The sequence below is a fragment of the Enterocloster clostridioformis genome, from assembly GCF_020297485.1.
GTDB classification, from domain to species: domain Bacteria; phylum Bacillota; class Clostridia; order Lachnospirales; family Lachnospiraceae; genus Enterocloster; species Enterocloster clostridioformis.
In genome coordinates this window covers 3,399,255-3,412,279 of record NZ_JAIWZC010000001.1, presented here as the reverse complement: position 1 = coordinate 3,412,279, position 13,025 = coordinate 3,399,255, and the positions used below count along the sequence as shown (strand labels likewise).

Below are 13,025 nucleotides of genomic sequence, written 5' to 3'. Positions count from 1 at the left end.
GATGCGTTGATTATCCCACAGAGCAGGAGAACAGGACATGAATATTAAGCGGGCTAAGGAAGAGATAAAGGATACCATTGAAGCATACCTTTTAAAGGATGAGAACGGAGAGTACGTCATACCATCCATACGGCAGAGGCCGGTGCTGCTGATCGGTCCTCCCGGAGTGGGAAAGACTCAGATAATGGAGCAGATATCCAGGGAATGCAGGATTGGACTGATATCCTATACCATCACCCATCACACCAGACAGAGCGCGGTGGGCCTTCCCTTCATTGAGAAAAAGACTTATGGAGACAGGGAGTATGCGGTGACGGAGTATACCATGAGTGAAATTGTGGCATCCATCTATGACCGGATGGAGGAAACAGGTCTTAAGGAAGGGATTCTTTTTATTGATGAAATCAACTGCGTATCCGAGACCCTGGCTCCGACCATGCTGCAATTTCTCCAGTGCAAGACCTTCGGAAGCCATAAGATACCGGAGGGCTGGATTATCGCAGCTGCCGGCAATCCGCCGGAGTATAACAAATCTGTAAGGGAATTCGATGTGGTCACCCTGGACCGGATCAAGCGGATTGACGTGGAACCGGATTTGGGGGTGTGGAAGGAGTATGCATATGCTGAGAATATCCATCCGGCCATTATCTCCTATCTGAACATCAAGGGACAGAATTTCTGCCAGATAGAGACAACAGTGGACGGAAAGCTGTTCGCCACCCCAAGGGCCTGGGAGGACCTATCCCAGCTGATTCTGGTCTATGAGAGTCTGGACAAAAGGGCTGACAGGGATGTGATCAGCCAGTATATCCAGCACCCCAGAATCGCAAAGGATTTTGCCAATTATCTGGAGCTGTATTATAAATATCAGAATGAGTATCAGGTGGATGAGATTTTGCGGGGCGTCATACGGGAGGCATTGTGCGGCCGGGTTGCCAGGGCGCCCTTTGATGAGCGTCTCAGCGTTACATGCCTGATTTTGTCCAAGCTGACGGAAGGGTTTAAGAAGCTGTGGGATAAGAATGCCTTCATGGAGCTTCTGATGGAGCAGCTTAAGAGCTACCGCCAGGAGATGGCAGGCAGGGCGGAAACATCTGCAATACCGGATAAATCCGAAGCGCCTGCCATGGTTCTGGCGTCCCTGGCTCAGGAGCTGGAGGAGGAGCGTTTTCGCAGGAAGAAAAGCGGACTGTCAGGAAGGCGGGAGGACCGCCTGTGGCTCAGCGTGCGAATCATGCTGGAGGAATATGCCCAGCAGATGAGAAAGGAAGCCGTTGAGGACAGGGAGCAGGCCTGGGAATGGGTGCGCACAAAATTCATGGAGCACAGCGACTGCTATGAGGCTATGAAGGAGGACTGCGGCAGCCGTCTGGAGCACGCCTTTGACTTCATGGAAGCTGCCTTTGGAAACGGCCAGGAAATGGTTATATTTGTCACGGAGCTGAATACCAGCGAAGCGTGTGTCCGGTTCCTGGATGAATATGAGTGTGAACGCTATTACCAGTACAATAAGGATCTGCTCTTTGATGAACAGGAGCAGGCCATAAGGCAGAAGCTGTGATAAAATGCAAAAAGCGTGTCTGCGGCTCATCCTTCCCACGGTTGATATTACCGTGAGAGGAATGAGCCGCAGACACGCTCCTTTTAATTAAAATTCAGTACTCTACTGCCTTCGTCTCATTATACACATCTCTGTCCAGGTCGCCCAGCTTGCTGGATACAAGCATGCCCACCATGACATCAACGTCAACGTTCATAAGTGTTCTGAACATTCCTGAGAACCAGTCAATACCAATAAGGATAGCGATACTTTCCAGCGGCAGCCCCAGCGAGGAGGCAAGGAAGGTATAAACGATTACGGAACCTCCCGGTACAACGATAGTTCCCATGCACATCAGACATGACAGCAGGATGGCCATTCCCATTTGAGAGGTGGTCAGCTGGACTCCTGTGGACTGTGCCATAAAGAAGATTGCAGCCACATAACAAAGGGCCGCTCCGCAGCTGTTCATGGACATTTTAGCGAATTTCTTAGGCATCTTTGCAGGATTTACTTTGCAGAGAGCAGCTGTCAGCGGCCCATAAATAAGGAACTGGACAGCGTCTCCCAGAAGCAATACTCCCAGGAATTTAATCATAGGAATAATGACCTTGAAGCCGGTGGAGCCCGCCACGTTTGCCAGCAGACAGAAGATTCCAATTGGCGCGACGTGCATGACAGCCTTGATGATATTGGTAATGATGGTATTAAAACCGGTTACCCATTCAACCAAGTTTCTGTTGCCGCTCTGGCGTGTATATGTACCCATGGCTGTGCCAAAGAACAATGCGAAGACAATACATGGAACCATAGCGCTGTCAGCCATGGAGCCGATGATATTTGTGGATACAAAGCCTAATGAGGCCCATGGCCCAATCAGAGACCCAAAGACAATACCGCCCGCTGCAGCGATTAGAATTTGTGTTGTCAGAGACAGACCTTTTTTCTTCCCCTCCATTGTTTCCCCCTTTTTCTTACCTTCTTTTGCTTTTTTTGCTGAATTTTTGTACTAATATTTCGTTTCACGTTCCCATGTCCTGCATGCTTGTATTTTAAGGCACAAAGCATTTTGAAACAATGAATCGGCTGATTGTATTTGTCAAAATGACAAAGCGCCGCAGCCGTGGTGGTGTTTCTGGGAATCATGTCCAACATAGCCTCGTCCACAGGTTATGCGGTTCTGGTCCCTCTGGGCGCTGCGCTGTTTATGGCCCGTGGGCGCCATCCCGCGGCTGGGCCGGCCCTTATTTTACGGGCTGTAGTTTTAGGAAAACACCGGATTTGTGGAAAGGGGACGGGGAGGCCATTTGAGTGCCTGATTTTTTGGGTAAATTACAGATTGACGGGGGATGGCGGTTGGAGTAGTCTTTTTTAAGAAAACGTCCGTCATCATGAACATCATCAATGTCATAGGGGACTCCCTGTTTATCTTTGTATTCCGTTGGGGTGTGGCGGGTGCCGCTGCGGCTTCCCTGATTTCGCGCATGACCGCCTGTTTTATTCTTCTCTTTCGGCTGAAAAATAAGAATCTGGACATATTTATTGGAGGAAAATGGAATAAAATAACTATACGGGGATTGCTGTTTATGTTACTATTAGACATATAAGAACGGATGGGAGATGACCGATATGAAGATAACCTATATCCATCACAGCAGTTTTATGGCGGAGCTTGACCATGCCGTACTTCTGTTTGACTATTTTGAGGGAAACATTCCGGAAACAGACAGGGAGAAGCCTTTGTTTGTGTTTGCCAGCCACCGGCATGGAGACCATTTTTCCCGTTCCATATTTGATTTGGAGGAAAGCCGCGGGAATGTGACCTATGTGCTGTCCGACGATATCTGGACAAGGCAGGTGCCGGAGGACCTTCTGGGCAGAACCGTATTCCTGGGACCGGGGGAGGAAGTGAGCCTGAAGGACGGAGCCGGGAATCCGGTGGATATCCAGGCGTTTAAGTCCACGGACGAAGGGGTGGCCTTCCTGGTCAGCCTGGAGCACAGGACCATTTACCACGCAGGGGACTTGAACAATTGGGTATGGGAGGGCGAGCCGGAGGCCGACAACCGCAGGATGAGTGAAAGTTTTCACCGGGAAATGGACAAGCTGGCAGGACGCCATATCGATGTGGCCTTTATGCTCATTGACCCCAGACAGGAGAAGGATTTTTACCTGGGAATGGATGATTTTATGAGAATGGTGGGGGCGGACGTGGTGTTTCCCATGCATTTCTGGGAGGACTTTCAGGCGGCTGCCAGATTTAAGGCCCTGGCCTGCGCCGGTGGGTATAAGGACAGAATACAGGAGATACACAGGCGGGGAGAGGAATTCCTGGTGTGACAGGCAGACAGCGGGAGAACGGCTTTCCGACACGCCCCGGACATGGATTCTGAGAAGCCAACGAAATAAAGGATGGAATAAAGAGAGGAACGGAATATGATTTTGATTCGCGCAGGACGGGTCCTGGGACCCGCGGAAGGGCTGGATATAAAAGCGGATGTTGTTTTGGACGGAGACAGGATTGCCGGGATATTTCCGGCGGACCAGGGCGGAGCGGAGGGAGCGCCCGGCTTTAGCCCGCGGGAGAGGACGTACCGGCAGATAATCGAGGCAGAGGGACTGGTGGCAGCGCCGGGACTGGTGGATGTCCATGTGCATTTTCGCGATCCGGGCCCCACATACAAGGAGGACATCCATACAGGGGCAAGGGCTGCTGCAAAGGGCGGTTTCACCACGGTTGTGTGTATGGCCAATACGAATCCCATTGTGGATAACGGGAAGACCCTGCGCTATGTGCTGGAAGAGGGAAAAAAGACAGGCATCCATGTGTTAAGCTGCGCCGCAGTGTCAAAGGGATTCGCGGGCAGGGAGCTGACCGACATGGAGGGACTTCTGGCTGCCGGGGCAGCGGGATTTACGGATGACGGAATACCCCTTATGGATGGCGCGTTTGTCAGGGCGGCCATGGAGGAAGCGGCCAGATTGGATACGGTTCTCAGCTTCCACGAGGAAGACAAGCATTTTATCAGGGAAAATGGAATTAACCACGGCAGGATTTCGGATGAACTGGGAATCTACGGCTCTCCGGCACTGGCAGAGGATTCCCTGGTGGCCAGGGACTGCATGGTAGCCCTGGATACAGGGGCAACCGTGGACATCCAGCATATCAGCTCAGGGCATTCTGTGGAGGTGGTGCGCCTGGCCAAGAGGCTGGGAGCAAAGGTATGGGCCGAGGTGACGCCCCACCATTTCACCCTAACAGAGGAAGCCGTGTTAAAGCACGGAACCCTGGCTAAGATGAACCCGCCGTTAAGGACAGAGAAAGACAGGCAGATGCTGATTGAGGGACTTAAGGATGGGACCATTGACATGATTGCCACGGACCATGCGCCCCACAGCAGGGAGGAGAAGGAGCGGCCGCTGACCCAGGCGCCCAGCGGCATACTGGGACTGGAGACTGCCCTGGCCCTGGGGATTACCAATCTGGTAAAGGCAGGCCATCTCACGCTTTTGGAGCTCATGGAGAAGATGAGCCTTAATCCGGCCAGGCTGTATAAGCTGGACTGCGGGCGCATGGAACCAGGAGCGCCGGCGGATTTGGTGCTGTTTGATGCGGACAGGCAGTGGACAGTGGAAGGGTTTGAATCCAAGTCAGCCAACAGCCCCTTCCTGGGCGAGACATTGACGGGCAAAGTAATGTACACGGTTTGCGGAGGAAAGGTGGTCTATGGAGAGCAGGGAACGGAAGTTTGATGTGATTCTTCTGGATGTGGACGGTACTCTTTTGGACTTTGGCATGTCTGAGAGGCAGGGCATGAGGGTAGTCCTTGAGCAGTATGGATTTGAGCCCACAGAGGAACGGCTTTTGCTGTACCATGAAATCAATGAGGGATTCTGGTCCGCCTTTGAGCGGGGGGAAGTGACCAAGGATAATTTGGTGCGGCAGAGATTTGAGACCTTTTTTGACCGTCTGGGCAGGGCGGTGGACGGCCATGAGGCAGAGGAGCTGTACCGGAGGCAGCTGGACGCATCCGCCTTTTTGATTGACGGAGCCCTGGAGCTGTGCGCCTATCTGAAGGACAGGTATGATTTATATGTGGTTACCAACGGTACATCGTCCACCCAGTACAAGCGGCTGGCTGCTTCCGGCTTGGACAGCTTCATGAAAGATATATTTGTGTCCGAGGATGCGGGGAGCCAGAAACCGCAGAAGGAATATTTTGATTACTGCTTTTCCAGGATACCGGATGCCAACCCGCGGCGTATGCTGCTCATAGGCGATTCACCTGCGTCCGATATCAAAGGCGGAATGGCCGCAGGCACGTATACGTGCTGGTATAACCCCGGCGGTAATGCGCTGCCTGAGGGCATACGGGCGGATTATGAAGTGGGGAGCCTTAAGGAGCTTATGAATCTGCTGTAGGCTCCTGTTTTGCCCTGATTTTCTGGGAGGGGGACCGTGACGCGGATCTTTGTCAGTTTTGCCATATAAAATGTCCTTTACACAAGCGCTTTAGTATGCTAATATGATAGCGTGTCAAAAGACCGTAAGGAGCCGCTGGACCCGAAACAGCGGAAAAAGAGGAGGACGTTTATTATGAAAAAGAGACTTTTTAGCCTGGCCCTTGCATCTGTGATGGCATTATCCCTGGCAGGATGCGGCGGTTCACAGGAAGCAGCTACAGCGGCAGGGACAAAGGCAGAAACCGAACAGGCAGCAGCGGACACGTCTGCCAAGGCTGAGGACGCAGCCGCAGAGGCGGAGACAAAGGCAGAGGACGAAACCGCGTCAGAGGCCGCCGAAGGAAGCGGCGGAGGTACATTGATAGTCGGATTTGACCAGGATTTCCCGCCTATGGGATTCATGGGAGACGACGGTGAGTATACAGGATTTGACCTGGAGCTGGCCCAGGAAGTGGCAAAGCGTCTGGGACTGGAGTACAAGGCACAGCCCATTGCATGGGATTCCAAGGACATGGAGCTGGAGGCAGGCAACATCGACTGTATCTGGAACGGATTTACCATGACAGGGCGTGAGGACGACTATACATGGTCAGAGCCGTACATGGCCAACACCCAGGTATTTGTGGTGGCCAAGGATTCCGGCATAGCCAGCCAGGAGGACCTGGCAGGCAAGATTGTGGAGTGCCAGGTGGATTCTTCCGCGGAGGCGGCGTTAAAGGAGGTGCCCGACCTGACAGCTACCTTCAAGGAGCTGCTCACCACGGCTGATTATAACTCAGCTTTCATGGATTTGGAGCAGGGCGCGGTGGACGCCATAGCCATGGACGTAATCGTGGCCGGATATCAGATCCAGCAGAGAAACGCAGACTTTGTTATCCTGGAGGACAGCCTGTCCGCGGAGGAGTACGGAGTTGGATTTAAGAAGGGCAACACACAGCTTCGTGACAAGGTACAGGCTACCCTGGAAGAGATGGCTGCGGACGGCACACTTAAGTCCATATCTGAGAAATGGTTTGGCGAGGACGTAACTACGATTGGTAAGTAATAAAGGCCGCTGTCTGGACCTGCTGTCCTGCCGGATAATCCGGCGGCAGCTCGTTTAACAGCGGCTTTATACGGCATAAATGTTAAAGGCAGGTATGAAGTTATGGGTAAAATGACAGTCCAGCAGATGTTGATTCAGTTGGCAGGAGGTATGGGAACCAGTATCCAGATATTCCTGGTGACACTAATATTTTCCCTTCCACTGGGCCTTTTGGTGGCCTTTGGGCGTATGTCCAAAAACCGGCTGCTTCAGGCCATTGTCAAGGTATATATATCCATCATGAGAGGCACGCCCCTGATGCTGCAGCTCATGGTGGTGTATTTCGGCCCCTATTATCTGTTCCGAATCAAGGTGGGCAGCGGCTACCGGCTGTGGGCCACCTTCATTGGATTTGTAATCAACTATGCCGCCTATTTTGCTGAAATCTACAGAAGCGGCATCCAGTCCATGCCTGTGGGCCAGTACGAGGCGGCTCAGATTCTGGGCTACAGCCGGTTCCAGACCTTTTTCAAAATCATACTGCCCCAGGTCATCAAACGGATTCTTCCGTCTGTAACCAACGAGGTCATCACCCTTGTCAAGGACACCTCCCTGGCCTTTACCCTCAGCGTGGCGGAGATGTTCTCTATAGCCAAGGCTCTGGCAGCGTCCCAGACCAACATGATTCCCTTTGTGGCCGCCGGTCTGTTCTACTATATTTTCAACCTGGTAGTGGCAGTTGGAATGGAGTGGGTTGAGAAAAAGATGGATTATTACCGTTAGGAACAGGAGGATTGTGGATTATGAAGCTGCTGGAATTAAATCATGTGGAAAAGTCGTTTGACGGCCTGGGTGTTATAAAGGATATGTCCCTCAGTGTGGAGGAGGGGGAAATCGTGTCTGTCATCGGCCCCTCCGGTTCGGGAAAATCCACCCTGCTGCGGTGCGCTACCATGCTGGAAACCATGGACAGCGGGGAAGTGATATACCTGGGAAAGCGGGCGGCCTGGACAGAGGACGGAAAGGCCGTGTACGCGTCAAAGAAGGATTTAAAGGAAATTCAGAGCCAGTATGGCCTGGTATTCCAGAATTTCAACCTGTTCCCCCATTATTCTGTCATGAAGAACATCACGGACGCTCCCATTCATGTGCAGAAAAGGGATAAGGCGCAGGTATATGAGGAAGCCAGGAAACTGCTCAGGAAGATGGGGCTGGAGGACAAGGAAAATGCGTTTCCATGCCAGCTGTCCGGCGGCCAGTGCCAGCGTGTGGCCATTGCCAGGGCATTGGCGTTGAATCCCAAGATACTGTTTTTTGACGAACCCACCTCAGCCCTGGACCCGGAGCTGACAGGGGAGGTTCTTAAGGTGATTAAGTCCCTGGCAGACCTTGACATCGCCATGGTCATAGTCACCCATGAGATGGCCTTTGCAAGGGATATATCGGACCGCGTGGTGTTCATGGCGGGCGGCGTCATTGTGGAGGAAGGAACGCCGGAGCAGGTGTTTGCTTCGGATAATGAGAGGACCCAGAGCTTTTTGGGGCGGTATGGGGCCTTGCTGAATTGATTTTGAACAATATAATGTCCACAGGCAGATACTTAAGAGGCATCCAGGACCATAACAACGTGGCCGGGGATGCCTTTTTGGCGATGCTGCGCTCATGGCCTCTGGAATATATAGCTGCTGCTGGTGAAGAGCTGGCAAAATTTGCGGGTTTCATTGATGACAAAGGCCTGGTTGGACAGCTGCCTCAGTTCCAGCTCACGGAATATGACACGCATGATGTCAGAGTAACAACCTCCTCTCAATCTTTTATAATATTATAGCATCTGGTACTGTCGGTTACAAGAATGTTTTTCCCATGGAAGTTTGGGCTATGGAAGTCCAGGGTATACTTAGAAAAAAAGGAAGGAACCGCCATGGAACTGTCGCCCGCGGCCAGACGTCTGGTCATACTCCTGTGTCTTCGGCATCTGCCGGGGATTCTGGGCATGAGGTTGTCCGGGGTACTGGATATGATACCGGGAAAATTAAGGGAATCTTTATTGAAATTAACAGAATATGATGGTAAGCTTCATAGGTAATCTGATATAAGACGGGAGGAATCGTAATATGAAGAGACATTCATTGATGATAACAGCCGCCGCACTGGCTGCGGCAATGGTGCTGGGAACCGGCTGTGCCAAAAAACCGGCGGTGGAGACATCTGAGACCGTTACCAGCCAGGCTTCGGCTGAGGAGACCACCAAAGCGCCGGAGACCACGGCCAAGGCCCCGGAGACAACGGAGCAGGCGGCTGAGGCAAAGGAAGTATACCATATGCTTCAGGGTACCGTCACAAAGGTGACAGAGGATGGAGCGGTGTTCACTCTTCAGGCGGACGACGGCAGGGACTATGACATCAGTCAGTCGGATATCCGGGACGTGGAGGTGGAGATTGTTGAGGGCGTGCAGATAGCCATTGCGTATATAGGGGAGCCCCTGGGCAGGCCGGAGGACGTGACCCTGGTGGTGGCTCTTCCGGAACAGGAGGAGTGGAGTATCCTTACGGAGAAAGGCACCACCACGGCTAACGCGATGAGCAGCTTTACCATGAAGACAGACGACGGACAGGAGTTAAGCTTTTTAAAGGATAACTGCCCCATAGAGGAAGGGGCCCTGGCAGGGGACAGCGGGGATAAGGTGACCGTGACCTATGTGAATTCCCAGGGAGTAAACTATCCGGTGGAGATTAAAGGAACGAAATAGACGGGCTGCCGCCATAATTTTGCGAAAAACCCTTGCAAAATAAGTGTTTTCCCTGTACAATCTGATATTGAGTAAACAGCGTGAGAGGGGCCTTACATGACCCCTCTTTTACTAGAAATATCAACAGAACAGATTAAGAGAAAGGTAACGAACATGATTAGTACAAGCAACATATCTCTTCGCGTGGGCAAGAAGGCATTGTTTGAGGATGTGAATATTAAATTCACCGAGGGCAACTGCTACGGGCTCATCGGCGCAAACGGTGCCGGAAAGTCCACATTCCTTAAAATCCTGTCAGGCCAGTTGGAGCCTACCAGCGGCGATGTCATAATCACCCCCGGACAGAGGCTGTCCTTCCTGCAGCAGGACCACTTTAAGTATGACCAGTACACGGTCCTGGATACGGTCATCATGGGAAACAAGAGACTATATGAGATAATGAAGGAAAAGGAAGCCATCTACATGAAGGAGGACTTCACGGACGAGGACGGTATCAAGGCCGCTGAGTTAGAGGGTGAATTCGCCAACATGAACGGATGGGAGGCAGAGTCGGATGCTGAAAGCCTTTTAAACGGACTTGGCATTGAGCCGGACCTGCACTATGCGCAGATGGGCTCCCTTCTGGGCGCTCAGAAGGTAAAGGTACTTCTTGCCCAGGCCCTGTTCGGCAACCCGGACATTCTGCTTCTGGATGAGCCTACCAACCACCTGGACCTGGACGCCATTGCGTGGCTGGAGGAGTTTTTGATTAACTTTGAGAACACAGTTATCGTGGTATCCCATGACCGTTATTTCCTGAATAAGGTCTGCACCCAGATAGCTGACATTGACTATGGGAAAATCCAGCTGTTCGCAGGAAACTACGATTTCTGGGTAGAGTCCAGCCAGCTGATTGTGAAGCAGATGAAGGAAGCCAACCGCAAGAAGGAGGAGAAGATTAAGGAGCTGCAGGAATTCATCCAGCGCTTCTCCGCCAATGCTTCCAAGTCCAAGCAGGCCACTTCCCGTAAGCGGGCCCTTGAGAAGATTGAGCTGGACGACATCCGTCCTTCCAGCCGCAAGTATCCGTACATTGATTTCCGTCCTTTCCGCGAGATCGGCAACGAGGTTCTGACCGTGGAGCACTTAAGCAAGACCATTGACGGTGAAAAGATACTGGACGATATCTCCTTCATCCTGGGCCGCGAGGACAAGGCTGCCCTGGTAGGACCAAATGAGCGGGCCAAGACAGTACTCTTTAAGATTCTGTCCGGTGAGATGGAGCCGGATGGGGGAAGCTATAAGTGGGGCCTTACCACCTCACAGGCATATTTCCCCAAGGACAACAGCGCCGAGTTTGACAACGACGACACCATCGTAGAGTGGCTGACCCAGTATTCTCCTGAGAAGGACGTGACCTATGTCCGCGGTTTCCTGGGACGTATGCTGTTCGCCGGCGAGGACGGCGTGAAAAAGGTGAAGGTCCTTTCCGGAGGCGAGAAGGTGCGTTGTATGCTGTCCAAGATGATGATATCCGGTGCCAATGTGCTGATGCTGGATGAGCCCACGGACCACCTGGACATGGAGTCCATCGACGCTTTGAACCGCGGTATGATTAAGTTCCCGGGCGTGATGATTTTCTCCTCCCGTGACCACCAGATAGTGCAGACCACTGCAAACCGCATCATGGAAATCATCAACGGCAAGCTGGTTGATAAGATTACCACCTACGACGAGTACCTTGAAAGCGACGAGATGGCACGTAAGAGATTTACCTTCACACTGACTGAGAGTGAAGAGGCAGATGATTAATATAGTGGCAGTGACAGGGCGGCAGGATGGATAAATCCTGCCCCTTTTCAGTCGTTACACAATTACAGGGATGAGGCGTGCGCCAAATTTCTGAACGGATATTATGGAGCGGATTGAGAGGAGAACAGATATGGAAAAGATTACAAGTTTTACCATTGACCACAATAAGCTGCAGCCTGGAGTCTATGTATCCAGGAAGGATCAGGTGGAAGGAGGAATGGTGACCACCTTCGACCTGAGGATGACCTCGCCCAATGAGGAGCCGGTGATGAACACCGCGGAAATGCATACCATCGAGCATCTGGGGGCAACCTTTTTAAGGAATCACGGCACCTTTGGCAAAAAGTGCATTTACTTTGGCCCCATGGGGTGCAGGACCGGTTTCTATCTGCTGCTGGCTGGAGACTACGAGTCCGCGGATATCCTGCCCCTGATGGTGGAGATGTATGAGTTTATCAGGGATTTTGAGGGGGAGGTGCCCGGGGCATCGCCAGAGGACTGCGGCAATTATCTGGATATGAATTTGGGTATGGCCAGATTCCTGGCCGGAAAGTACCTGGATGTACTGTACCATGTGGACCAGTTCCCGGAATCCAGGCTTGTATATCCGGAGTAGACAGCCGTTTAAAAATGACACAGGAACACACCGGGAAACCCATTCCCGGACCATGTTCCGGAGAGGAGCCATAAAGAAATGACAAAGTTGATTTCGTGGAATGTAAACGGTCTCAGGGCCTGCGTGGGTAAGGGCTTCCTGAATTTTTTCAGGGAGGCGGACGCAAATGTATTCTGTATACAGGAAAGTAAGCTTCAGGAGGGCCAGATTGAGCTGGACCTGCCCGGCTATCACCAGTACTGGAACTATGCCAGGAAAAAGGGATATTCCGGCACAGCCATGTTCACAAAGGAGGAACCCATGTCCGTGTCCTATGGCGTCGGCATGGAGGAACACGATACGGAGGGACGGGTAATTACGGCAGAGTTTCCTGAATATTATGTTGTGACCTGCTATACCCCCAATTCACAGGACGGCCTGGCAAGGCTGGATTACAGGATGAAATGGGAGGACGATTTCCTGGCATACCTTAAGAAACTGGAGAAAAACAAGCCGGTGGTATTCTGCGGGGATCTGAATGTGGCCCACAAGGAAATTGACCTTAAGAACCCTAAGACAAACAGGAAAAATGCCGGGTTCACCGATGAAGAGAGGGGAAAGTTCACCGACCTTCTGGCAGCGGGCTTCGTGGACACGTTCCGCTATTTCTATCCGGACCTGGAGGGGATATACTCCTGGTGGTCCTACCGTTTCAGCGCCAGGGCCAAGAATGCAGGGTGGCGCATTGACTACTTTTGTGTATCAGAAAGCCTTAAGGACAGACTGGTAAGCGCGTCCATCCACAATACGGTCATGGGTTCAGACCATTGTCCGGTGGAGCTGGTGATTGAATAAGAGGAA

The 13,025-nt window shown here is 52.1% G+C and carries 14 protein-coding genes and 1 pseudogene; 14 read left to right on the top strand and 1 reads right to left on the bottom strand.

The genetic code is table 11. The features are described 5' to 3' along the window. Positions 1–37 precede the first annotated feature (37 nt). Entirely contained in the window at positions 38–1,561 is a 1,524-nt protein-coding gene (locus LA360_RS17215) for an AAA family ATPase (protein WP_112481430.1), read from the top strand. Between the two features lie 94 nt (positions 1,562–1,655). On the opposite strand, the gene LA360_RS17210 is transcribed toward LA360_RS17215, so the two are convergent. Further along, positions 1,656–2,498 carry a dicarboxylate/amino acid:cation symporter gene (locus LA360_RS17210; RefSeq protein ID WP_112481429.1) on the bottom strand — a complete coding sequence of 281 codons (843 nt, stop codon included), beginning with the start codon at positions 2,496–2,498 and terminating at the stop codon, positions 1,656–1,658. A 165-nt stretch (positions 2,499–2,663) separates the two neighbouring features. Between LA360_RS17210 and LA360_RS31455 the strand changes: the two genes are divergently transcribed. From LA360_RS31455 to LA360_RS17145, 13 genes and pseudogenes are all read left to right on the top strand, one after another. Then, positions 2,664–2,915, top strand: a complete 252-nt coding sequence (locus LA360_RS31455) for an AbgT family transporter (protein WP_089776323.1) — start codon at positions 2,664–2,666, stop codon at positions 2,913–2,915. 1 nt (position 2,916) lies between these two features. Next, positions 2,917–3,096 (top strand): annotated as a pseudogene (locus tag LA360_RS31450) (MATE family efflux transporter); the annotation flags it as partial. A gap of 73 nt (positions 3,097–3,169) precedes the next feature. Further along, positions 3,170–3,880: an MBL fold metallo-hydrolase gene (locus LA360_RS17195; RefSeq protein WP_002586780.1), complete on the top strand. Its 711-nt coding sequence runs from the start codon at positions 3,170–3,172 to the stop codon at positions 3,878–3,880. A gap of 96 nt (positions 3,881–3,976) precedes the next feature. Further along, positions 3,977–5,293, top strand: a complete 1,317-nt coding sequence (locus LA360_RS17190; RefSeq protein WP_112481428.1) for a dihydroorotase — start codon at positions 3,977–3,979, stop codon at positions 5,291–5,293. Continuing rightward, entirely contained in the window at positions 5,268–5,963 is a 696-nt protein-coding gene (locus tag LA360_RS17185) for a YjjG family noncanonical pyrimidine nucleotidase (protein WP_112481427.1), read from the top strand. Before LA360_RS17190 ends, LA360_RS17185 begins: the two co-directional genes overlap by 26 nt. A gap of 174 nt (positions 5,964–6,137) precedes the next feature. Next, entirely contained in the window at positions 6,138–7,049 is a 912-nt protein-coding gene (locus tag LA360_RS17180) for an amino acid ABC transporter substrate-binding protein (RefSeq protein WP_112481426.1), read from the top strand. Between the two features lie 102 nt (positions 7,050–7,151). Next, entirely contained in the window at positions 7,152–7,811 is a 660-nt protein-coding gene (locus LA360_RS17175) for an amino acid ABC transporter permease (RefSeq protein ID WP_022203074.1), read from the top strand. Between the two features lie 20 nt (positions 7,812–7,831). Beyond that, positions 7,832–8,596, top strand: coding sequence for an amino acid ABC transporter ATP-binding protein (locus LA360_RS17170; RefSeq protein WP_022203073.1), 765 nt, complete (start codon positions 7,832–7,834; stop codon positions 8,594–8,596). A gap of 353 nt (positions 8,597–8,949) precedes the next feature. Continuing rightward, positions 8,950–9,114, top strand: a complete 165-nt coding sequence (locus LA360_RS17165; RefSeq protein WP_022203072.1) for a hypothetical protein — start codon at positions 8,950–8,952, stop codon at positions 9,112–9,114. Between the two features lie 28 nt (positions 9,115–9,142). After that, entirely contained in the window at positions 9,143–9,778 is a 636-nt protein-coding gene (locus tag LA360_RS17160) for a hypothetical protein (RefSeq protein WP_022203071.1), read from the top strand. A 153-nt stretch (positions 9,779–9,931) separates the two neighbouring features. Then, positions 9,932–11,569 carry an ABC-F family ATP-binding cassette domain-containing protein gene (locus LA360_RS17155; RefSeq protein ID WP_057571382.1) on the top strand — a complete coding sequence of 546 codons (1,638 nt, stop codon included), beginning with the start codon at positions 9,932–9,934 and terminating at the stop codon, positions 11,567–11,569. Positions 11,570–11,699: 130 nt separating this feature from the next. After that, positions 11,700–12,185 (top strand): S-ribosylhomocysteine lyase, encoded by a 486-nt coding sequence (locus tag LA360_RS17150; protein ID WP_022203069.1) that lies wholly within the window; start codon positions 11,700–11,702, stop codon positions 12,183–12,185. Between the two features lie 78 nt (positions 12,186–12,263). After that, positions 12,264–13,019, top strand: coding sequence for an exodeoxyribonuclease III (locus LA360_RS17145; protein ID WP_057571381.1), 756 nt, complete (start codon positions 12,264–12,266; stop codon positions 13,017–13,019). Positions 13,020–13,025 lie beyond the last annotated feature (6 nt).

Bases quoted from the DNA above. Each gene is read 5' to 3' on its own strand.
- LA360_RS17215 (WP_112481430.1), top strand. From the start codon at position 38: ATGAATATTAAGCGGGCTAAGGAAGAGATAAAGGATACCATTGAAGCA.
- LA360_RS17210 (WP_112481429.1), bottom strand. From the start codon at position 2,498: ATGGAGGGGAAGAAAAAAGGTCTGTCTCTGACAACACAAATTCTAATC.
- LA360_RS17195 (WP_002586780.1), top strand. From the start codon at position 3,170: ATGAAGATAACCTATATCCATCACAGCAGTTTTATGGCGGAGCTTGAC.
- LA360_RS17190 (WP_112481428.1), top strand. From the start codon at position 3,977: ATGATTTTGATTCGCGCAGGACGGGTCCTGGGACCCGCGGAAGGGCTG.
- LA360_RS17185 (WP_112481427.1), top strand. From the start codon at position 5,268: ATGGAGAGCAGGGAACGGAAGTTTGATGTGATTCTTCTGGATGTGGAC.
- LA360_RS17180 (WP_112481426.1), top strand. From the start codon at position 6,138: ATGAAAAAGAGACTTTTTAGCCTGGCCCTTGCATCTGTGATGGCATTA.
- LA360_RS17175 (WP_022203074.1), top strand. From the start codon at position 7,152: ATGGGTAAAATGACAGTCCAGCAGATGTTGATTCAGTTGGCAGGAGGT.
- LA360_RS17170 (WP_022203073.1), top strand. From the start codon at position 7,832: ATGAAGCTGCTGGAATTAAATCATGTGGAAAAGTCGTTTGACGGCCTG.
- LA360_RS17165 (WP_022203072.1), top strand. From the start codon at position 8,950: ATGGAACTGTCGCCCGCGGCCAGACGTCTGGTCATACTCCTGTGTCTT.
- LA360_RS17160 (WP_022203071.1), top strand. From the start codon at position 9,143: ATGAAGAGACATTCATTGATGATAACAGCCGCCGCACTGGCTGCGGCA.
- LA360_RS17155 (WP_057571382.1), top strand. From the start codon at position 9,932: ATGATTAGTACAAGCAACATATCTCTTCGCGTGGGCAAGAAGGCATTG.
- LA360_RS17150 (WP_022203069.1), top strand. From the start codon at position 11,700: ATGGAAAAGATTACAAGTTTTACCATTGACCACAATAAGCTGCAGCCT.
- LA360_RS17145 (WP_057571381.1), top strand. From the start codon at position 12,264: ATGACAAAGTTGATTTCGTGGAATGTAAACGGTCTCAGGGCCTGCGTG.